General features: G+C 70.6%; 17 protein-coding genes. 6 read left to right on the forward strand and 11 right to left on the reverse strand.

The window, feature by feature from the left end; translation table 11 throughout:
* Positions 1-37 precede the first annotated feature (37 nt).
* The 7 genes from meaB to D7Y15_RS16375 form a co-directional block, all read right to left on the reverse strand.
* Positions 38-1,021 (reverse strand): methylmalonyl Co-A mutase-associated GTPase MeaB, encoded by a 984-nt coding sequence (gene meaB / locus D7Y15_RS16345; protein WP_121753160.1) that lies wholly within the window; start codon positions 1,019-1,021, stop codon positions 38-40.
* The gene (gene scpA / locus D7Y15_RS16350) at positions 1,018-3,204 is read right to left on the reverse strand and encodes a methylmalonyl-CoA mutase (protein ID WP_121753161.1); all 2,187 of its coding nucleotides are present in this window, start codon (positions 3,202-3,204) and stop codon (positions 1,018-1,020) included. The genes meaB and scpA overlap by 4 nt, the downstream gene beginning before the upstream one ends.
* Positions 3,204-5,087 (reverse strand): methylmalonyl-CoA mutase family protein, encoded by a 1,884-nt coding sequence (locus tag D7Y15_RS16355; protein ID WP_121753162.1) that lies wholly within the window; start codon positions 5,085-5,087, stop codon positions 3,204-3,206. The genes scpA and D7Y15_RS16355 overlap by 1 nt, the downstream gene beginning before the upstream one ends.
* 116 nt (positions 5,088-5,203) lie before the next feature.
* On the reverse strand, positions 5,204-6,685 hold the full coding sequence (locus D7Y15_RS16360; protein WP_121753163.1) for an efflux transporter outer membrane subunit: 1,482 nt from the start codon (positions 6,683-6,685) through the stop codon (positions 5,204-5,206).
* Between the two features lie 21 nt (positions 6,686-6,706).
* Positions 6,707-9,799, reverse strand: a complete 3,093-nt coding sequence (locus tag D7Y15_RS16365; RefSeq protein ID WP_121753164.1) for a multidrug efflux RND transporter permease subunit — start codon at positions 9,797-9,799, stop codon at positions 6,707-6,709.
* Positions 9,796-12,900 (reverse strand): multidrug efflux RND transporter permease subunit, encoded by a 3,105-nt coding sequence (locus D7Y15_RS16370; RefSeq protein WP_121753165.1) that lies wholly within the window; start codon positions 12,898-12,900, stop codon positions 9,796-9,798. Before D7Y15_RS16370 ends, D7Y15_RS16365 begins: the two co-directional genes overlap by 4 nt.
* Positions 12,900-14,189 carry an MdtA/MuxA family multidrug efflux RND transporter periplasmic adaptor subunit gene (locus D7Y15_RS16375; protein ID WP_158629063.1) on the reverse strand — a complete coding sequence of 430 codons (1,290 nt, stop codon included), beginning with the start codon at positions 14,187-14,189 and terminating at the stop codon, positions 12,900-12,902. The genes D7Y15_RS16370 and D7Y15_RS16375 overlap by 1 nt, the downstream gene beginning before the upstream one ends.
* 176 nt (positions 14,190-14,365) lie before the next feature.
* Here D7Y15_RS16375 and D7Y15_RS16380 point away from each other — a divergent pair, with 176 nt between their 5' ends.
* Positions 14,366-14,839, forward strand: a complete 474-nt coding sequence (locus D7Y15_RS16380; protein WP_121753167.1) for a hypothetical protein — start codon at positions 14,366-14,368, stop codon at positions 14,837-14,839.
* Here D7Y15_RS16380 and D7Y15_RS16385 read toward each other — a convergent pair.
* Positions 14,804-15,133 (reverse strand): hypothetical protein, encoded by a 330-nt coding sequence (locus tag D7Y15_RS16385; RefSeq protein ID WP_199745933.1) that lies wholly within the window; start codon positions 15,131-15,133, stop codon positions 14,804-14,806. The two genes, D7Y15_RS16380 and D7Y15_RS16385, sit on opposite strands and share 36 nt — an antisense overlap.
* On the opposite strand from D7Y15_RS16385, the gene D7Y15_RS16390 reads away from it, so the two are divergent.
* The gene (locus tag D7Y15_RS16390; protein ID WP_233604976.1) at positions 15,096-15,602 is read left to right on the forward strand and encodes a helix-turn-helix domain-containing protein; all 507 of its coding nucleotides are present in this window, start codon (positions 15,096-15,098) and stop codon (positions 15,600-15,602) included. The genes D7Y15_RS16385 and D7Y15_RS16390 overlap by 38 nt on opposite strands.
* Positions 15,603-16,025: 423 nt before the next feature.
* Here D7Y15_RS16390 and D7Y15_RS16400 read toward each other — a convergent pair whose 3' ends face one another.
* A complete protein-coding gene (locus D7Y15_RS16400) occupies positions 16,026-16,454 on the reverse strand; it encodes a hypothetical protein (RefSeq protein ID WP_147476027.1) in 429 nt (142 codons plus the stop codon).
* Positions 16,455-16,515: 61 nt separating this feature from the next.
* Entirely contained in the window at positions 16,516-17,103 is a 588-nt protein-coding gene (locus D7Y15_RS16405) for a TetR family transcriptional regulator (protein WP_121753170.1), read from the reverse strand.
* Positions 17,104-17,200: 97 nt separating this feature from the next.
* Here D7Y15_RS16405 and D7Y15_RS16410 point away from each other — a divergent pair, with 97 nt between their 5' ends.
* A complete protein-coding gene (locus tag D7Y15_RS16410; protein ID WP_121753171.1) occupies positions 17,201-18,073 on the forward strand; it encodes an oxidoreductase in 873 nt (290 codons plus the stop codon).
* Positions 18,074-18,076: 3 nt separating this feature from the next.
* On the opposite strand, the gene D7Y15_RS16415 is transcribed toward D7Y15_RS16410, so the two are convergent.
* Positions 18,077-18,451, reverse strand: a complete 375-nt coding sequence (locus D7Y15_RS16415) for a GFA family protein (RefSeq protein WP_121753172.1) — start codon at positions 18,449-18,451, stop codon at positions 18,077-18,079.
* A 181-nt stretch (positions 18,452-18,632) separates the two neighbouring features.
* Here D7Y15_RS16415 and D7Y15_RS16420 point away from each other — a divergent pair, with 181 nt between their 5' ends.
* The 3 genes from D7Y15_RS16420 to D7Y15_RS16430 are packed head-to-tail and all read left to right on the forward strand — an operon-like array spanning position 18,633 to position 20,757.
* A complete protein-coding gene (locus D7Y15_RS16420; protein ID WP_121753179.1) occupies positions 18,633-18,920 on the forward strand; it encodes a hypothetical protein in 288 nt (95 codons plus the stop codon).
* Positions 18,917-19,204, forward strand: a complete 288-nt coding sequence (locus tag D7Y15_RS16425; RefSeq protein WP_121753173.1) for a hypothetical protein — start codon at positions 18,917-18,919, stop codon at positions 19,202-19,204. Before D7Y15_RS16420 ends, D7Y15_RS16425 begins: the two co-directional genes overlap by 4 nt.
* Positions 19,201-20,757: a PepSY domain-containing protein gene (locus tag D7Y15_RS16430; protein ID WP_121753174.1), complete on the forward strand. Its 1,557-nt coding sequence runs from the start codon at positions 19,201-19,203 to the stop codon at positions 20,755-20,757. Before D7Y15_RS16425 ends, D7Y15_RS16430 begins: the two co-directional genes overlap by 4 nt.
* The last annotated feature ends 396 nt before the right edge of the window (positions 20,758-21,153 follow it).

A 21,153-nucleotide genomic window follows, 5' to 3' on the forward strand; every position in this document is an offset into this window, starting at 1 on the left:
ATTGAGACAGGCGTTGGCCGTTGGACGACGCGCCTTGTCAGGCCTGCGATTGCGGCAGGAATGTCCCCAGCACACGCAGTGCGGCGGAGGTGGGCGTCGCGCGGCCTTCGCGTACGGCCTGCTCCAGGACCGGTACCAGGGCGGCCACCTCGGGGTGCGCCCGCAGGGCTGCTCGCAGGCCGTCGTGCACCATGGCCCACATCCAGCCCACCTGCTGCTGGGTGCGCCGGTGCGAGAGCTCGCCGGAGGCAACGCGCTTGGTGACGACGTCCTCCACGGAGGCCCACAGCGTGTCGATGCCGGTGCCCTCCATGGCGCTGCACGTGGTGACCACCGGCTCCGCGCCGGGGCGCATCAGGTGCAGGGCGGCGCGGTACTCCGCGCGGGCCCGCGTGGCGCGCGGCAGGTTGTCGCCGTCCGCCTTGTTGATGGCCACCATGTCCGCGACTTCGAGGATGCCGCGCTTGATGCCCTGTAGTTCGTCACCGGCGCCCGCGAGCATCAGCACCAGGTAGAAGTCCACCAGGTCCGCGACCACCGTCTCGGACTGGCCCACGCCCACCGTCTCCACCAGCACCACGTCGAAGCCGGCGGCCTCGCAGAGCAGCAGCGTCTCCCGCGTCTTGCGCGCGACGCCGCCCAGCGTGCCGCTGGAGGGACTGGGTCGGATGTACGCGGCCATCTCGCGCGCCAGCCGGTACATGCGCGTCTTGTCGCCCAGGATGCTGCCACCCGTGATGCTGCTGGACGGGTCGATGGCGAGCACCGCCACCTTCTGGCCGCTGCCCACCAGGTGCATGCCCAGCGCGTCGATGAAGGTGCTCTTGCCCACGCCCGGCACGCCGCTGATGCCCACGCGGCGGCTCTTGCCGGTGTAGGGCAGCAGCTTCGTCAGCACCTCCTGCGCGAGCGCGGCGTGCTTCGGGTGCTCGCTCTCCACCAGGGTGATGGCGCGCGCGAGCACCGCCCTGTCGCCCGCGCGCACGCCGTCCACGTAGGTGTCCGCGGGCAGCAGCTTCACGCCGCCTCCTGCTCGGCGGCCAGCTTGTCGAGCAGCTCGATGGCGGCCTTCGAGATGACGGTGCCCGGGCCGAAGATGGCGGCGGCGCCCGCGGCGCGAAGCGCGTCGTAGTCCTGCGGCGGGATGACGCCGCCCACCACGACCATGATGTCCTCGCGGCCCAGGGCCTTGAGGGCGTGCTTGAGCTGCGGCACCAGCGTGAGGTGGCCCGCGGCCAGCGACGACGCGCCCACCACGTGCACGTCGTTCTCCACCGCCTGGCGCGCGGACTCCTCCGGCGTCTGGAACAGCGGGCCAATGTCCACGTCGAAGCCCAGGTCCGCGAACGCGGTGGCGATGACCTTCTGTCCGCGGTCGTGGCCGTCCTGGCCCATCTTCGCGATGAGGATGCGCGGCCGGCGGCCGAAGCGCGCCAGGAAGTCATCCGCCTTCGCCCGCGCCTCCGCGATGCCCTGCGCCTGTCCGGCTTCCGCTGAATACACGCCCGTCACCCCGCGCACGGTGGCCTCGTAGCGCCCGAAGACCTTCTCCAGGGCGTCGCTGATTTCGCCCACGGTCGCCTTCGCCCGAGCCGCGTCGATGGCCAGCGCCAGCAGGTTGCCCTCGTTGCGGCGGCCCGCCTCGGTGAGCGCGTCCAGGCAGCGGCGGACGTCTTCCGCGTTGCGCTCCGCGCGCAGCTCGCGCAGGCGGGCAATCTGCGCCTCGCGCACGGCGGAGTTGTCCACCTTGAGGATTTCGATGTTGTCCGCGCGCTCCGGCGGGTACTTGTTCACGCCGATGATGGCCTGGCGTCCGGAGTCGATGCGCGCCTGCGTGCGCGCGGCGGCCTCTTCGATGCGCAGCTTGGGCAGGCCCGCGTCGATGGCCTTGGTCATGCCGCCCAGCGCCTCCACCTCCTGGATGTGGGCCCAGGCCTTCTGGGCCAGCTCGTGGGTGAGGCGCTCCACGTAGTAGCTGCCGCCCCACGGGTCGATGACGCGCGTGGTGCCGCTCTCCAACTGGAGATAGAGCTGGGTGTTGCGGGCGATGCGCGCGCTGAAGTCCGTGGGCAGCGCGATGGCTTCGTCCAGCGAGTTGGTGTGCAGGCTCTGGGTGTGGCCCTGGGTCGCGGCCATGGCCTCCACGCAGGTGCGCACGACGTTGTTGTAGACGTCCTGCGCGGTGAGGCTCCAGCCGGACGTCTGGCAATGGGTGCGCAGCGCCAGGCTCTTGTCGCTCTTGGGGTTGAAGCCCTTGATGAGGCGGGCCCAGAGGAGGCGGGCCGCGCGCATCTTGGCCACCTCCATGAAGAAGTTCATCCCGATGGCCCAGAAGAACGACAGGCGCGGAGCGAACGCGTCCACGCCCAGGCCCGCGGCGAGGCCCGCGCGCACGTACTCCACGCCGTCCGCGAGCGTGTAGCCCAGCTCCAGGTCCTGCGTCGCGCCGGCTTCCTGCATGTGGTAGCCGCTGATGCTGATGCTGTTGAAGCGCGGCATCCGCTCCGCCGTGAACTTGAAGATGTCCCCGATGATTCGCATCGAGGGGCCGGGCGGATAGATGTACGTGTTGCGGACCATGAACTCCTTGAGGATGTCGTTCTGGATGGTCCCGCTGAGCTGCTCGGGCTTCACGCCCTGTTCCTCGGCCGCGACCACGTAGAGCGCGAGCACGGGGAGGACGGCGCCGTTCATCGTCATCGACACGCTCATCTGGTCGAGCGGGATGCGGTCGAACAGGATGCGCATGTCCTTGATGGAGTCGATGGCGACGCCCGCCATGCCCACGTCACCCGCGACGCGCGGGTGGTCGCTGTCGTAACCCCGGTGCGTGGCCAGGTCGAACGCGATGGACAGGCCCTTCTGCCCGGCCGCGAGGTTGCGGCGGTAGAAGGCGTTGGACGCCTCCGCCGTGGAGAAGCCCGCGTACTGGCGCACCGTCCACGGCTGCTGCACGTACATGGTGGAGTAGGGGCCGCGCACGAACGGAGGCAGGCCCGGCAGCGAGCCCAGGTGCGCCACGCCCTCCAGGTCCTCGCGGGTGTAGAGCGGCTTCACCGGGATGCCCTCGGGCGTGTCCCAGCGTTCGGCGGTGGCCGTGGCCTGGCTCGCGTGCGCGCGCTGCTGCTCCAGCACGGACGCGGGCGTCTGGGTTTCGGGGGCGTCGAAGGCGACGCGGGAGAAGTCCGGAACGGTGGGGCGCATCAGGCCACTCCCAGTTGCGTGTGCAGCGTCTTCAGGAGCTGGAACAGGTCCGCTCCCGCGTAGAGGAAGAGGTCCACGCCAGCCGCGCGGAAGGCGGCCTCGTGGTCACCGGGGCGGCCCGCGACGGCGACCGTGCGGGCGCCCTTCGCCTTGAGGGCCGCGACGTAGACGGGCAGGGCCTCCGGGTAGAGGGCATCCGGGCCGGAGATGACGGCGAGCGTCGTGCCTGCCTTCGCGAACAGCTCCGCGGCGGCGTTCACGTCCGCGAAGCCGTGGTGCTCGTTGGGCTCGATGCCGCCCACGGCGAGCACGTTGGCGATCCACGTGGAGCGCGCGGTGTGCTCCGCCACGGTGCCCAGGTTCGCCATGAAGGCGCGAGGACGGACGCCGTGCGCCGCGTGGTAGCGGTCGCTCGCGTCGCGCAGGGACTCGAAGGCCTCCGACATGCGCACCGGGCTCGGCGGCGCGATGATGCCTTCACCCTGCGCGGGCATGGCGGCGCGGGCCTCGCGCTGCACGGGGGCCTCGTGGAGGTGGGGGAACTCGCTGACGCCCACGATGGGGAGCTTGCGCGTGCGCACGGCCTTGTCGCGCGCGGTGCGCGTCTCCGTGAGGACGCGGGCCACGTCGCCCTGCGCGATGGCGCGGGAGATGCCGCCCAGCGCTTCAATGCGTTGCAGCTCCGTCCAGGCCGCGCGGGCCAGCTCCCCGGTGAGCTGCTCCAGGTAGTAGCTGCCGCCCGCGGGGTCCGCGACGCGGTTGAGGCTGGACTCGTCGCGCAGGATGAGCTGCGTGTTGCGCGCGAGGCGCCGGCCCTGTTCGTCGGGCGTGCCCAGGGGCTCGTCGAAGGGCGCGGTGCTCACGCTGTCCGCGCCCGCGACGACGGCGGCGAAGGACTCCGCGGTGCCGCGCAGGATGTTCACCCACGGGTCGCGCCGCGTCTTGGTGGCGCTGGCCGTGCGCGCGTGCAGCGCCATGGCCTGCGACTCCGGCGCGCCGCCCGAAGCGGCGACGACCTTGGACCAGAGCAGCCGCGCCGCGCGCAGCTTGGCGATCTCAGGGAAGAACTGGCCGCCCACGGACAGGGCGAACTGCATGGACCGCGCGGCTTCACCCGGGGACACGCCCGCGCGCTCCAGCTCGCGCAGGTACTCCACGCCGGTGGCGATGCTCCACGCCAATTCATGCACGGACGTGGCGCCCGCGTCCGCCCAGGGGCGCGACGACACGAGCAGCGCGCGCAGGCCTGGTGCGTCCTTGATCAGGGACGTGACCAGAGGAGCGGCCTCCGCCAGCGTGCGGGCCACGTCCACCTTCGCGGCGCCATGGCGTGCGAGCGCCGCGATGGGGTCGATGCCCAGGCTGCCGCGCAGGGCCTGCTTCGCGGCGCCGGCCTTCTTCGCCAGCACCTCCAGCAACAGGGACGCGGGCCGCAGCACGTCCGCGGTCGGCTCCAGGTGCACCGGCGTGCGCTCCATCGGCACGTGCGCGAGCAGCCGCGCCAGCGTGGCCTCGTCCTTCACGTCCAGGCCGTGGGGCGCGTCCAGCAGCAGCCACACGCCCTGCGTGCCGCGCTCCAGGTCCTCGCGGAGCGCGTCGGCGGTCGCGGCGACGTCAGGGCCCGCGTACTCCTGGCACAAGAGCCATCCGCCCTCGGTGTGGCCCAGGGGCTGGGTGCCGCGCACGTAGGGCGCGACGCCGGGCGGCTCCGAGGGCGCCGGGGCGTCCTGGGGCGTGTAGAGGGGCTGGAGGGACAGGCCGCCCTCCAGGGGCGACTGGAGCACCGTGAAGGGCTTGCCCTTGAGGTCCTTGTCCACCAGCCGGCGCCACTCCTCGACGGAAGGGGGCGGGAAGTCCGCTGCGGTAAGAGGCACGTCAGCCATGCCCCTCCCATAGGCGCATTGCCCTACCCGGGGCAATGGAAGGCTGGAGGGGCCTGCGCGCATGCGTCCGCCGGGTGTCGTCTCCGGGCGGACGCGTCGTGTCATGCGACGTGTGCCTACTGCCGTGGCCTCTCGGAGGGCTCCGACCGCTGGGAGGCCCGGTCGGCCGGAGGAGGGGGCGTGTCCCAGCCGCCGCCCAGCGCCTTGATGAGCCCCACCGCGGACACCATCCGCCGTCCGGCGATGCTCGCCAGCGTCTGTTGGGCGGAGTAGAGGGTGTTCTGCGCGGTGACGACCTGAAGGTAGGTCACGGTGCCGGCCTTGTACTGGTTCAACACGACATCCAGTGTCTGCCGCGCGTAGCCGACTGCCTCCTGCTGGATGACGACCTCCTGCTCCAGCACGCGCAGCGAGACGAGGTTGTCCTCCACGTCCTGGAACGCGGCCAGCACCGTGGCCCGGTAGTTGGCGACGGCCTGGTCATAGGTGGCGAAGGACTGCTCCGTCCGCGCGGCGCGCAGCCCGCCGTCGAAGAGGGTCGCCACCAGCTGCGGGCCCAACGACCAGACCAGGTGGGGCGCCGTCAGCCACTGCGCCAGGGTGGAGCTGACGAAGCCTCCGGACGCGCTCAGGTTGAGGGAGGGAAACCACGCGGCCATGGCCACGCCAATCTGCTCGTTCGCGGCGGCGGCCCGGCGCTCCGCCGCGGCGATGTCCGGCCGGCGCTCCAGCAGCGTGGATGGGAACTCCAGAGGCAGGGGCGGCGGCGTCGCGGTCAGCGGCACGCGCGGCACGGAGAAGGTGGACGCGGGTTCGCCCACGAGGACCGCGATGGCGTGCTCGTAGGTGGCCCGGGCAATCTCATTCTCCGTCGCGGAGGCCCGCGCCAGGGCGAGCTGCGTCTGGGCCTGGAGCACGTCCGGCCGCGCCGCCACGCCCTGCGCGTAGCGGTTCTGGGTGAGCTGGAGGGACTTCTGGTAGCCGGTGACCGCGTCGTTCAGCAGCAGTTGCGTGGCATCCAGCGCGCGCAGCTGGAAATAGTTCTGCGCGAGCAGCCCCTGCGCGGCCAGCTTCGCGTTGTCCAGGTCGGAGCCCGCGGCTTGAGCGGAGGCCTTCGCCCCGGAGACCTGGCGGCGCACGCTGCCCCAGAGGTCCGGCTCCCAGGACGCGTCCAGCGACAGGTCGAAGATGTTGCCCACCGTGCTGGCGCCCGCGTTGATGCCGCCCGGGATGGTGGTGCTGCGGCCGGCGCCCTTCGCCCGTGCCGCCGACCCGGAGGCGCCCAGGGTGGGGAACAGCGACGCGCGGGCCTCCGCCACCAGGGCGCGCGCCTGGCGGTAGGCGGCCTCGTAGCTGGCCACTGTCTGGTTGGCGTTCGCGACCTTCTCCTCCAGCGCGTCCAGCTCCGCGTCTCCGAAGCGCTTCCACCAGGGGCCCCGGTCATGTCTGTCATTGGGCTCGGCGGGCTTCCAGCCCTCCGTGGCTTCCTTGAAACGCGCGGGCACCACGGCCGTGGGGCGCTGGTAGTCCGGCCCCACCGCGCACGCGGACAGGAGGCCCAGGGCGAGCATGGGGACGGCACGGAAGTGAAGGCGCATCGTCGGCTCCAGATCCTGGCCTCAGGCCCGGCGGGGCGCGAAGCGGCGCGCTCGCCACTCGCGGACGCGCCGGCCCAGGCGGTCCAGGGTCATGTAGATGACCGGGGTGGTGTAGAGCGTCAGGAGCTGGCTGACGCACAGCCCCCCCGCGATGGCGATGCCCAGCGGCCGGCGCAGCTCGGAGCCCACGCCGGTGCCCAGCGCCAGCGGCAGCGCGCCCAGGAGCGCCGCCATCGTCGTCATCAGGATGGGGCGCAGCCGCAGCCGCGCGGCGTGGAAGATGGCGTCGCGCGAACCCAGCTGGCCCTCGCGCTCCGACACCAGCGCGAAGTCGATCATCATGATGGCGTTCTTCTTCACGATGCCGATGAGCAGGATGATGCCGATGAGGGCGATGATGGACAGGTCCAGCTTGAACAGCAGCAGGGCCAGGAGCGCGCCCACGCCCGCGGACGGCAGGGTGGACAGGATGGTGATGGGGTGGATGAGGCTCTCGTAGAGGATGCCCAGCACGATGTAGACGGCGAACAGGGCCGCGGCGATGAGCATGGGTTCGGAGGCCAGCGAGGCCTGGAACGCCTGGGCGGTGCCGCTGAAGCTGCCGTGCACCTCCGCCGGCAGGCCCATGTCGCGCACGGCCGCTTCAATCTGGGTGACGACGGGGCCCAGTGACGTCCCCGGCCCCAGGTTGAAGGACACCGTCGCGGACGGGAACTGGCCCTGGTGGTTGACGGACAGGAGCGTGCTCGCGTCCTCGAAGCGGGCGAACGCCGACAGCGGCACCTGCTGTCCGGCCGCGCTCGTCACGTAGATGTGGCGCAGGCTCTCCGGCCGCTGCCAGAAGTCCGCCTGCACCACCATCACCACGTGGTACTGGTTGCGGCTGGTGTACAGGGTGGACACCTGCCGCTGGCCGAAGGCGTCGTACAGCACGCCGTCAATCTGCTGGGCCGTGAGGCCGAAGCGCGCCGCCGTGTCGTAGTCGATGACGACGTTGGTCTCGAGCCCGTGGTCGCGCTGGTCGCTGTTGACGTCCAGCATCCCGGGCACCCGCTGCAACCGCTCCAGCACCCGCGGCGCCCACGCGTTCAGCACCGGCAGCGTGTCCGAGGACAGGGTGTACTGGTACTGCGCGTTGCCCTGCCGCCCGCCAATCACCAGGTCCTGCGCGGACTGGAGGTACACCGTGGCACCGGGCACGGCCAGCAGCCTGCCCCGCAGCCGCCCCATGACGGCGTCCGCGGACAGCTTGCGCTCCTCCAGCGGCTTGAGCGTGATGAACAGCGTGCCCGCGTTGGAGGAGCCGCTGGGGCCGGAGCCGCCAATGGAGCCCGCCACCGCCTGGACCGCCGGGTCCTCGCCAATGATGCGCACGTAGGTGGTGAACTTCTGGCGCATCGCCGCGAAGGAGATGTCCTGCTCCGCCTGGATGCTGGCGGTGAGCCGGCCGGTGTCCTGCTGCGGGAAGAACCCCTTGGGGATGACGACGAACAGGAAGCCGCTGAGCGCGACGGCGGCGAAGGTGAGCAGCAGCAGCAACCCCGGGTGTCCCAGGGACCAGGACAGGCTGCGGGCATAGCCCGCGCTCAGCCGCGTGAAGGGGTGGAAGGAGGAGCGCGAGCGACGGGGCTTCTTGGGCCGCAGCAGCCGGGCGCACATCGTGGGCGTCACGGTGAGCGACACCACCAGCGACATGAGGATGGCCACCGACAGCGTGACGGCGAACTCGCGGAACAGCCGGCCCACGATGCCCTGCATGAGCAGCAGGGGGATGAAGACGGCGATGAGGGAGATGCTCATCGACAGCACGGTGAAGCCGACCTCGCGCGCGCCGCGCAGCGCCGCCTCCATGGGGGACAGGCCTTCCTCGATGTGCCGTTCGATGTCCTCCAGCACCACGATGGCGTCATCCACCACGAAGCCGGTGGAGATGGTGAGCGCCATCATGGACAGGTTGTCCAGGCTGAACCCCAGCAGCTTCATCACCGCGAAGGTGCCCAAGAGCGACAGCGGCACGGCGACGCTGGGAATCAGCGTGGCGCGCAGGTTGCCCAGGAAGGCGAACACCACCAGGATGACCAACCCGATGGAGATGAGCAGCGTCATCTCCACGTCGCGCAGCGACGCGCGGATGGTGGTGGTGCGGTCCATCATCACCGTCAGGTCCACGTCCGCTGGCAGGATGGCCTTGAATTCGGGAAGCCGCGCCTGGAGCGCATCCACCGTGTCGATGACGTTGGCCCCCGGCTCCTTGAAGATGATGAGGATGATGGCTTCCTTGCCGTTGGCGAGCCCCAGGCTGTGCACGTCCTCCACGTTGTCGTCGCTGACGTGGGCCACATCCTGGAGCCGCACGGCTGCGCCGTTGGAGTAGGCGATGACGAGCGGCCGGTACTGCTCCGCGCGGAGGATCTGATCATCCGCGGTGAGCAGGACGGCCCGGGGCCCATCCTCCAGCTGGCCCTTGGGGCGGTTGGCGTTCTGCGCGCCCAGCGCGGTGCGGACCGCGTCCAGTCCCAGGCCGTACTTCTCCAGCGCGGTGGGGTTCACCTCCGCGCGCACCGCGGGCAGCGCGCCCCCGCCCACCAGCACCTGGCCCACGCCCGTCACCTGGGACACCTGCTGCTGGAGGAGGGTGGAGCCCAGGTCGTAGAGCGCGCCCCGGCCCCGGTGGGGCGACGTGAGCGCCAGCAGCATGATGGGCGCGTCCGCGGGGTTCACCTTCCGGTAGGAGGGGTTGTTGGGCAGGTTCGTGGGCAGGTTGCCCCGGGCGGCGTTGATGGCGGCCTGGACGTCGCGCGCCGCCCCGTCGATGTTCCGCGACAGGTCGAACTGCACGACGATGCTGGTGGCGCCCAGGTTGCTGGACGACGTCATCTGGGTGATGCCCGCGATGCGGCCCAGCTGCCGCTCCAGCGGCGTGGCGACCGACGTGGCCATGATCTCCGGGCTCGCCCCCGGCAGGGCCGCCTGCACGCTGATGGTCGGGAACTCCACCTGGGGCAGCGGCGCGACGGGGAGGAGGTTGAAGGCCAGCGCCCCCACGAGCGCGATGCCCAGCGCCAGCAGCGACGTGGCCACCGGGCGCCGGATGAAGAGCGCGGAGGGGTTCATGCCGGGCTCCGCGGCGGCGCGGGGACGGAGGTCCGCCGCAGGTGCTGGACCCTGCGCGACAGGCCCGCGAAGCCCAGGTAGATGACCGGGGTGGTGAAGAGCGTCAGCAACTGGCTGACCATCAACCCGCCGATGATGGCGATGCCCAGGGGCTGGCGCAGCTCCGCGCCAATGCCCCCGCCCAGGGCCAGGGGCACGGCGCCCAGCATGGACGCCATCGTGGTCATCAGGATGGGGCGGAAGCGCAGCAGGCACGCCTCGTGGATGGCGTCCCGGGGGGCCTTGCCCTCCAGGCGTTCGGCCTCCAGCGCGAAGTCGATCATCATGATGGCGTTCTTCATCACGATGCCGATGAGCAGGATGATGCCGATGAGGGCGATCATCCCCAGCTCCAGCCCGCACACCCTCAACGCCAGCAGCGCGCCCATGGCCGCGGACGGCAGCGTGGACAGGATGGTGAGCGGGTGGACGTAGGATTCATACAGCACGCCCAGCACCAGGTAGACGGCCACCACGGCCGCCAGCACGAGGAAGCCCTCGTTCTTGAGCGAGTCCTGGAACGTGCGCGCGGTGCCCGCGAAGGCGGTCTGCACGGAGGCGGGAATCTGGAGCTTCTCCCGCACCCCATCGAAGGCGCTCACCGCCTGGGACAGGGACACGTCCCTCGCGGGGTTGAAGGAGACGTTGGCGACGGGGAACTGGTCCTGCCGGTTGACGCTGAGCGGCCCCGTTCCCGGCGTCACGCGGACGATGGACGCGAGGGGCACGGCGCCGCCGGTGGCGGACTGCAGGTAGACGGACCGCAGGGCGGTGTCCACGCGCTGGAGCGAGGGATGCACCTCCAGCACCACGCGGTACTGGTTGAGCTGGGTGAAGATGGTGGACACCTGGCGCTGGCCAAAGGCGTCGTAGAGGGCATTGTCGATCTGCTGGGGCGTGATGCCCAGCCGCGCGGCGGTGTCCCGGTCCAGGGTGACGTTGAGCCGCAGGCCGCCGTTCTGCAGGTCGCTGGAGACGTCCGTCAGTTCGGGCTGCGTGCGCAGGTGGGCGACGAGCCGCTGGGTCCAGGTCTCCAGCGCCGCTTCGTCCGGGGAGCCGAGGCTGTACTGGTACTGGGTGCGGCTCACGCGGCTGTCCAGCGTGAGGTCCTGCACGGGTGACAGGGACAGCGAGATGCCGGGCACGCCGTCCAGCGCTGGCTGGAGGCGGCGGATGACCTCCGTGGCGGAGGCGTCGCGGTCCGCCAGCGGCTTGAGGGTGACGAGCATCCGGCCGCTGTTGGGCGTGGTGTTGGTGCCATCCACGCCGATGAAGGACGACAGCCCCTCAACGGCCGGGTCCTCCAGCACCACCCGGGCCAGGGCCTGCTGGCGCTCGGACATGGCGGGGAAGGAGATGGACTGGGGCGCCAGGGAGATGCCCTGGAGCACGCCGGTGTCCTGGACGGGGAAGAAGCCCTTGGGGATGGTGTAGAGCAGCAGGCCCGTGAGCACGAGCGTCACCGCGGCGGCGAGCATCGTCAGCGCGCGGTGACCCAGCACCCACGTCAGCGCGACGTCGTAGTGGCCGACCAGGCGGTCGAACGCACCGCCCACGACGCGCTCGAAGCGGTGGGCCTCTTCCGGCCGGTGACGGCGCAGCAGGCGTGAGCAGAGCATGGGCGTGAGGGTCAGGGACACGACCGCGGACAGCAGGATGGTCACCGCCAGGGTGATGGCGAACTCGCGGAACAGGCGGCCCACCACGTCCCCCATGAAGAGCAGGGGGATGAGCACGGCGATGAGCGACACCGTGAGGGAGACGATGGTGAAGCCAATCTGCTTGGAGCCCTTGAGCGCGGCCTCCATGGGAGGCATGCCGTCTTCGATGTAGCGGCTGATGTTCTCAATCATCACGATGGCGTCGTCGACGACGAAGCCCGCGGCGATGGTGAGCGCCATCAGGGTCAGGTTGTTGAGCGAGAAGCCCAGCAACGACATGGCGGCGAAGGTGCCCACCAGGGACAGCGGCACGGCGATGCTGGGGATGAAGGTGGCGGAGGCGTTGCGCAGGAAGAGGAAGATGACGAGCACGACGAGCGCGATGGAGAACATCAGGTCGTGCTGCACGTCGCGCACGGAGGCGCGGATGGTGGTGGTGCGGTCGCTGAGCACGGACACCTTCACCGTCGCGGGCAGGGTGGACTGCAACTGGGGCAGCAACTGGCGGACGCTGTCCACGACGGCAATGACATTGGCGCCCGGCTGGCGCTGCACGTTGAGGATGACCGCGGGCGTGGTCCCCGCCCAGGCGGCCTGCCGTACGTTCTCCGCGCCGTCGAAGACGTGCGCCACGTCGGACAGCCGCAGGGGGGCGCCGTCGCGGTACGCGATGATGAGCGGGGCGTACTCCTTGCTCGACAGGCGCTGGTCGTTGGAGTTGAGGGTGTAGGCTTGGCGGGGACCGTCGAAGCCGCCCTTGGGGCTGTTCACGTTGGCGGCGGCGACGGCGTTGCGGACGTCCTCCAGCGTCAGCCCGTGCGAGGCCAGCGCGAGCCCGTTGGCCTGGATGCGGACGGCGGGGCGCTGGCCGCCGCTGATGCTCACGAGTCCGACGCCGGACAGCTGGGAGAGCTTCTGCGCGATGCGCGTGTCCGCCAGGTCCTCCACCTGGGTGAGCGGCACGGTGTTGGACGTGAGGGCCAGGGTGATGACCGGCGTGTCGGCGGGGTTGACCTTGTTGTAGATGGGCGGGTTGGGCAGGTCGGTGGGCAGCAGGTTGTTGGCGGCGTTGATGGCGGCCTGGACCTGCTGCTCCGCGATGTCCAGGCTCATCTGGAGCGTGAACTGGAGCGTGATGACGGACGCGCCGCTGGAGCTGGACGACGTCATCTGGTTGAGGCCGGGCATCTGCCCGAACTGCCGCTCCAGGGGCGCGGTGACGCCCGAGGCCACCACGTCCGGGCTCGCGCCCGGCTGGAAGGTGAGGACCTGGATGGTGGGGTAGTCCACCTCCGGCAGCGCGGACACGGGCAGCAGGCGGTACGACAGCACGCCGCCTAGCAGCAGGGCCAGCATCAGCAGGGACGTCGCGATGGGCCGCAGGATGAAGGGCTCGGACATCAGCGCCCTCCGTCCGCGGCACCCGGGCCGCCGTCGGTTCCCCCGGCTCCGCTGCCACCCACTCCGGGGCCCGTGCCCGGGGCGTGCTGGCGCCGGATGGCCGCGCCGTCGGTGAGGTTGTCCGCGCCCTCCACCACCACGGCCTCCCCAGGCCGCAGCCCCTGGGTGATGACGGTGTCGTCGCCGTCCGCCGGGCCGGTCACCACCGCGCGCTGGCTGACGGTGTCGTTGGGCTGCACGACGTAGACGAACGTCCCATGCACGCCGTGCTGGAGCGCGGCGGTGGGCACGATGGTGGCCCCGCGCAGGGTTTCGATGATGAGCCGCGCGTTGACGAACTGCTGTGGGAACAGCCGCGAGTCGCGGTTGGGGAACGTCGCCTTGAGCCGCACGGTGCCGGTGTTGGGGTCGATCTGGTTGTCCACCGTGAGCAGCGTCCCGGTCGCCAGCAGGCGCTGGGCGCCGCGGTCATAGGCCTGGACGGTGAGGGGCTGGTGCGCGTTGAGCTTTTCCAGGAGCTCCGGCACGCGGTCCTCGGGGATGGAGAAGATGACCGTGATGGGCTGCAGGGTGTTGACGATGACGATGCCGTTCGTGTCCGACGCATGGACGATGTTGCCGGGGTCGACGAGCCGGAGGCCGACGCGGCCGGGGACGGGCGAGGTGATGCGCGTGTAGAGGAGGTTGACCTTGGCGGCGGCGACCGCGCCCTTGTCGGCCTTCACGATGCCCTCGTACTGGCGCACGAGGGCGCGCTGGGTGTCCAGTTGCTGGCGCGCGACGGAGTCCTGCTCCACGAGGACGGTGTAGCGGCGCAGATCCAGCCGGGCGTTCTCCAGGAGCGCCTCGTCGCGGATGAGCTGGCCGTGGGCCTGCTCCAACTGGCTCTGATAGGGGCGCGGGTCGAGCTCCGCCAGCAGGTCGCCTTCTTCGACGTGCTGGCCCTCCTGGAAGGCCACCCGCATGAGCTGTCCATCCACCCGTGAGTGCACGGCCACGGAAGCGGTGGGGGTCACCGCGCCCAGGCCCACGAGCGACACGGGCACGTCGCGCGTCGTCGCCTGCGCCGTCACCACGGGCCTCGGGCCGTGCGCACCCGCGCCTCCATCCGCGCCGCCATGCCCGCCGGCGGCCGTGGCTCTGGAGGTGTGGGGACGGTGAAGCCGCGCGGCGACGATGGCCGCGAAGACCAGGCCCGCGAGCAGCAGGAGCCATCCCCAGCGGATGCGGCGGCGAGGGGGCGGCGCCTCGTGAGAGGTGTCCGGAGCGGAAGGAGGCGGCGTGCTCATGCGAAGGACCGCCGGACAGGCCCGGAGGGGTGGGGGCTCCAACGTGCGGCCGGGGGCACCCGCCCTCAACCCGCCCGGAGGGAAGGACGGCTGCCCTCCAGCGGACATCCTCTCCAGGCGGCGGCGCGGCGCGTGCGATGGCGGACAATGAGGGGAGACCGATAGATTCGCGGGCAATGAACCCCGAAACGAAGTCCCCGTCGCGCGAGCCCGACCTCGAAGGCCAGCTCCTGCTGGATGGGGTGCGGCGGCTGTCCTACGAGACGGGCAGCACCGGGGCGCCGCTCACGCCGGGCGCCGTGCGGATTCGGGCGCTGCGGACCCTGGCGAAGGGCGCGGGACTGGTGCTGCTAGGCGCCGTCATCATCGGGGTGCTGGTCTGGTTGGGCTTTGACGGCAACGGTGTATTGCCCCAGCTCCTGGCAATACCCACGTTCTTCCTGGGCGCCGCCTGGTTCATCGCGGGCCTCACGGGCCTCGTGACGGGACGCCCGTGGGACCGCACGCCCTTCTGGGTGAAGCTGCCGATGATGATCCTCGGGGCCTTCCTCGCGTTCACGGCCCTCATCGTCATTGCCTCCGTGGGCATGGATGCCCTGCGCTCGACCCTGGACTCAACGCCAGACGTCCAGGTGGGCCCGGGCGAATGATTCGAAGTCGCGTGGAGCGCGGCCGGTGACCCGCCGCACGGTGTCCGTCACGCGGTCCTCCGCCCCGTCGCGGATGAGCGTGTCGAGTATCGTGAGGAAGCGCGCGTAGGTTTCCGGCATGCCGGAGTCCTGAAGGTGCCGCTGTGCCTCGTCGGGTGTCACGTGCACGTGCCGGATGGAGCGGCCCGACACCCGGGACAGGATGGCCGCGAGGTCGTCGTAGCTCAGCGCCTGGGGGCCGGTGATGACATGCGCGGTGTCGTGCGACTTCCCGTCCGCGAGCGCGCAGCTCATCACCGCGGAGACCGCCCTGCCGGGGCCGGGCAGCGCGCTGGTTCTGGGCCGGCTGGCGGACGTGCTGCTCGTCCACGCGCTGCGGGCCCAGACGTCACTTGGGGGAACGAAACAGGCGGGGTGGAAGGCGCTGGCCGACCCCGCCATCGGAAACGCACTCGCGCTGATGCACGAACAGCCCGGCACCCCATGGACGGTGGAGCGGCTGGCTCGGTCCGTGGGCGTGTCGCGCTCCGGGTTCGCCGCGCGCTTCCACTCGCTGGTGGGGGAGACACCGCTGCACTACCTGGCCCAATGGCGGATGATCCGCGCCGCGCGCTGGCTGCATGAATCCAACGACAGCCTGGACACCATCGCTGAGCGCGCCGGCTACGAAAGCGCGCCTGCCTTCAGCAAGGCCTTCAAGCGCCGCTGGGGCGTGGGGCCCGGAGCGTATCGGCGTGCGGCCACGCGTCAGACTTCAGCGTGAGCCGCGGGTCCCGGTTTCAGTAATAGCAGCGCCAGTAATCGTACCCTTCCCCGTCGCAATAGCAGAAGGCATGGCCCACACCCCCGGGGCGGATACACTGACGCGGGTTGGCCCCAGCAGACGGACAGGACATGCCATCCAACTCCTCGCACTCAAGCAATACCGAGGAGGTGACGTCGGGAGCCGTCTGGTTCGCCGTGTCATCCACGGCCGCGGGCTCCATGGCGCCACCACAGCCAATGAGCAGCCCAAACATCAACGCTGAAATAATTCCGCGCATGTGCCCTCCGGGTTGAAAGCCATTGCGAGGCTAACACCGCTTCGCGATGAGTCTCAATATGTGGGCAATGTGTCGCAGCACGTCAGTACTGCGCCTGACATGATGTCCTGACAGCCCCTGAACGACGCGTCCTCCGGCGGCCCTCAGTGAGGAATGGCCACGGCCTGCTCCAGGCCCTCGGTCCACTCCAGCAGGCACGAAGCGTCCACGCTGAAGTTGACCTCGATGCGCGCCTTCGGGCTCGCGTAGACGAGGGTGAAGTCCGGCTTCCACCGGTCGCTGGCCGCATCCGAGTGGGGACGGACCTCGACGGTGCAGGTGACGTCCCGTCCATGGTCCAGGTCCAGGCTGAACGGCTCCTGGGTGACCTGCCATTGCCGGAGTGCTCGCAGCAGCGCGTCGAAGTGGGAGCGGAGCACCACGACCTGTGGCAGCCGGAGGTCGAAGTCTTCCACGACCTCCATGAAGTCATGATTGTCCCTGCGGAAGCAGGTGCCGGTGCTTCGCAGCTCCATCAGCAGGCAGGGCTCCGAGTCCAGGGACACGGCCCGGCGGACCTTCCCTTCCAGCATGCTGTGGCCAGCGTTCGAGGGAAGGCGGAAGTTCATGTTCAAGCCCGCGCCCTGACGTGGTTCACGAGGTGGGACTGACGGGCGACACCAGCAGCCGGACCGCCTCCACTACGGAGCGGCGCCGCCGGCGGATCTCCGCGGGTGTGGGCGGGGTGGCCGTGGCGCAGTACGACAGCGGGAAGGCCCACGTCTTGGACAGGGCCAGCACCAGCGCCAGCAGCTCGTCCGCGGCGAAGTGCTTCGACACCAGCCCCTCCTTCTGTGCCTTCGCGATGGCGGCCGCCTTGTGCTGGTTGCTGCGCGCGACAGGCTCCGGGATGTCCACGGAGGGGCCGTGCTCCAGCTCGTACCAGGTGGCCAGGCGCAGCACCTGGGGCCGGGTCTGGAAGCCGTCGAACAGCCGCCCCGCGTAGGCGGGCAGGTCCGCCGCGTCGATGGGCGTCTCGCGCGCCACCTCCGCCACGTGCGCTTCGAAGACCGCGTCGAACAGCTGCTCCTTGCTGCCGAAGTACGAATAGATGAGCGCCTTGTTGCAGCCGGCCGCCGCCGCGATGCGGTCCACGCGCGCGCCCGCGATGCCCTTCTCCGAGAACTCCTCCGCGGCCGCTTCCAGCAGGCGCTGCCGGGTCTTCTGAGCGTCTCCAGCCATGCCTGCCCACCATGCCCCAGACCATTCCGGGTTGCACCCTGTCAGGAGGGCCAATATATCCATGTAACCAACTGGTTAGTTGAAAGGATTTCCTGACATGAGTGCGACCCCTGAGACGTCCCGTGTCTGGCTCATCACCGGTTCCTCCCGAGGCCTGGGACGCAGCTTCGCGGAGGCCGTGCTGGCGGCCGGGCACCGCCTGGTGGCCACGGCGCGCAAGCCGGAGCAGCTGGCTTCCCTGGTGGAGCGTTACGGGGACCGGGTCCGCGCGGTGGCGCTGGACGTGACGAACCCCGAGCAGGCGAGGGCCGCCGTACAGGCAGCAGTGGATGCGTTCGGCCGCCTGGACGTGGTGGTGAACAACGCGGGCTACGGTAGCCTCGCGCCCATCGAGCAGGTGACGGACGAGGACTTCCGCTCGCAGCTCGACACCAACCTCTTCGGCGTCCTGAACGTCACGAGGGCCGCGCTGCCGGTGCTCCGCGAGCAGCGCTCCGGGCACATCATCCAGGTGTCCTCCGTGGGAGGCCGCCTGTCCACGCCGGGGCTGGGCGCGTATCAGGCCGCGAAGTGGGCAGTGGGAGGCCTCTCCGAGGTCCTGGCCAAGGAGACCGCGCCCTTCGGCGTGAAGGTGACGGTGCTGGAGCCGGGTGGCTTCCGCACGGATTGGGCGGGAGCGTCCATGACCATCCCGGAGTTCCGGCCGGAGTACGCGCCCACGGTGGGCGTGGTGGCCCAGCACATGCGTTCGCGAACGGGCAAGGAGGCGGGGGACCCGGACCGCGCGGCGCAGGTGCTGCTCCAGGTGGCCTCGATGGAGTCCCCGCCGCTGCACCTGGTGCTGGGCAGCGACGCGTTCGAGTTGTCACAGCAGAAGCTGGATGCGCTCAAGGCGGAGGACCAGAAGTGGAAGGACCTCTCCGTGTCCACCGACTTCCCGGAGGCCCGCGCTCCGGCCCCGCGCTTCTGACGGCTACCAGAGGTTGCGGCCGTCCACGAACCTCACGCGCACCGCGTCCAGATTGAAGTCGTCGAACAGGCGCGCGTTGAGGCCCACCTTGAACCTGCCGGGCACGGGCGCGTTGTCTTCCCAGACGGGCGTGTCCGTCCACGTGCCGCAGCCGCACTGCTGGCAGTGGTGGTGCGCCACGGGCTCGTTGCGCGCGTAGGTGGCCACGTTCTCGCGGCGCGTGAACGTCACCTGCTCGGGCTCGTAGTAGGCCCAGAGCACGCCGCGCTTGGAGCAGAACGTGCAGTTGCAGCGGGTGACGTCCTTGGGGTGCACGGTCACCTTGAACCGCGTCGCACCGCAGTGACAGCTGCCCTTCAAGGTCGCGGCTTCGCTCATCCCGCCATCATCCGGAGTGCCGCATTTCCTGGAAGCGCGGTGCGCGCACGGTGTTCGTGCGTCGACGCTTGCACCGTGAGCACGGGTGCCTTCCGCCTGCCTTGACAGGCCTGGGGGCACTCGTGAGGATGCAAGTCATTATCAACTTCGAGTCAAGAGACGGGGTCGCGCGGTGGACGCGATGTTGAGCCTCGCCGCGCTGTGTTTCTGCGTGTCGGCGGTGTCGTGGATGGGCGTGGGTGGCCGTGCGCGGTGGCTCGCGGCCGTGCCGGGGCTCGCGTCGCTGGGGTGCTGCGTGGGTGATTTCGGGTGGGTGGCGGGGCTGCTGGTGCTGCTGGTGCTCGCGATGACGGCGGCCTCGGTGCTGGTGCTGGTGCTCTCGCCCCGGCCTTCGCGGGCGCGCACGTTCGCGTGGGCGAGTGGCGTGGCGGGACTGGTGCCGGTGGCGCTGATGGGCGTGGGGCGATGAGCGCGGGTCGCGGTAACAATGCGGCGAACCACTCCGTCGCGCGGACGCTGGCGACGGTGATGGGGGCTCCGCTCGCGGCGTTCGCGGTGGGCGCGGCGGTGATGGCGTTCCTGCCGGTGTCGGGGCCGTGGGCCTTCGCGCTGGGCTTCCACGTGGTGCTGCCCGTGTGGGTGGGATTCGCGTGCGCGCTGCCGCTGGCGCGGAATGGCCGGGTGGCGTGGGGCGTGTGCCTGGCGGTGGTGGTGCCGGTGGCCGTCGCGCTGGCCGTGCGGGGGCCGCGATGAAGCTGTCGCCCCGGACGTTCCGCATCCAGTTCGACCTGCACGCGTGGGCGGGCGTCGTCGCCAGCCTGTTCCTGTTCGTCATCTTCTTCTGTGGCGTCTTCGCGATGTTCCGTGAGGAGCTGGAGGTGTGGCAGGAGCCCGCGCTCCACGTCGCGCCGCCCTCGGAGTCACCGCCGTCGTTCGACCTGATGCTCGACCGGGTGCGCGAGCAGGGGCCGCTGCCGCGCGGCGCTCACGTGGGGATGCTCACGCACGAGGAGACGCGGTTCATCACCGCGTACCTCTTCGAGCCCACGGGGATGCGCGTGCTGTGGCTGGACCCCGTCACCGGCACCTCGCTGCCGGAGCGCAGCCGGCTGGCGAGCGAACTGTACTGGATGCACTTCTTCTACCGGGTGCCCTGGGGGATGGAGTTCACGGGGCTGGTGTCGGTGGCGCTGCTGGTGGCGCTGGTCAGCGGCCTGTGGATCCACCTGAAGGACCTGCGCGCGCAGTGGTGGCGCTTCCGGCCCACGGCGAAGCCGCGCTTCTCCGCGTCGGACGCGCACAAGGTGCTGGGCATCTTCGGGCTGCCGTTCACCGCGATGCTGGCGTGGACGGGGGCGGTGTTGTGCCTGGCGGGGCTGGTGGCGCAGGGTTTCGGGAGCGTGGTGTACCGGGGACAGGCGGACCGGGTGACGAAGCTGCGCGGCTACAGCGTGCCCGTGCGGGAGGCGGCGGGGAAGGACGCGCCCATGTTGTCGCTGGACACGGTGGTGGACCGGGCGCGCGCGTCGGTGCCTGGCGCGGAGGGCACGCCCCGCTACGTGGAGCTTCACGACTACGGCGACGCGCGCGGCTGGGCGGGCGTGTACTTCCAGTTGTCCCCGCTGGGGCCGGACCACTTCGCGCACGTGGACAGCGTGAGTGGAGAGACGTTCGGGTCGAGCGTGGAGTCCCGCACGCCGAATTTCTCCTTTGAGCGGCTGCTCTTCGACCTGCACGCGGGCCGGTTCGCGGAGGCGCTGATGAAGCCGCTCTATGCGCTGCTCTCGCTGGCGATGTGCGCGGTGCTCGTCACGGGAAACCTCATCTGGCTGGAGCGCCGGGACCCGCTGCGCACGCATAGGGGCAACCGCGTGCTGGAGCGGCTGACGGTGGGCGTCTCCGCGGGGCTCGCATTCGGCACGGCGGTGTACTGCGCCGCGAACCGCGTGCTGCCGTGGGCGCTGGTGCGGCGGGGCGACTGGGAGTTCGGCCTGTTCCTGGGCGCGTGGGCGCTCGCGGTGGTCATCGCGCTCGTGCCGCGAGGGTCGTCGCGCCGGGTGGGCAGCGTGCTGAGCGCCGCGGCCGCGGTGCTGTTCGGCGCGGTGGTGGTGGGCGACGTGGTGACGCAGGACGCGAACCTGTTCACTGCGCTGTCGCGTGGTCTGCCACCGGTGTTCATTGCGGAAGCGTTCCTGGCCGCGATGGCGCTGGGGTGCGGCGGGCTCGCGTGGGGTGTGCGCAGGCGCAAGACGGCGGAGCCCGTGTCCGGTGGCGCCGCGCCCGAAGGGCCCCTCGTCAAAGCGTAATCACAGAGGCTGACATGCGCGCGGGACGCGCCGGGCCCCGGACTCCCATGCAGTCCGTCCCCTGCCCGACGCGGTCCGCCAAACCTGTCGGACAGTCGGACAGGTTTCCGCGCATCGGCCGGGACGGAGGCCCTCCCTGGACGTGGGCTTCCAAAGCCTGTCGGACAGTCGGACAGGTTTCCGCTGCATCGGAGGGGGCAGGGGCCCGCCCTGGGCATGAGGTTCCAGAACTTGTCCGACAGTCGGACAGGTTTCCGCTGCTCGGCGGGGGGCAGGGGCTCACCCTGGACATGCGGTTCCAAGACTTGTCCGACAGTCGGACAGGTTCTCGCTGCCCGGGTGGAGCGGAGCCGCCGGGCCTCGGACTTCAAAACTTGTCCGACAGTCGGACAGGTT

Source organism: Corallococcus sp. AB030, from assembly GCF_003668965.1.
In the GTDB taxonomy this organism is placed as follows: Bacteria; Myxococcota; Myxococcia; order Myxococcales; family Myxococcaceae; genus Corallococcus; species Corallococcus exiguus.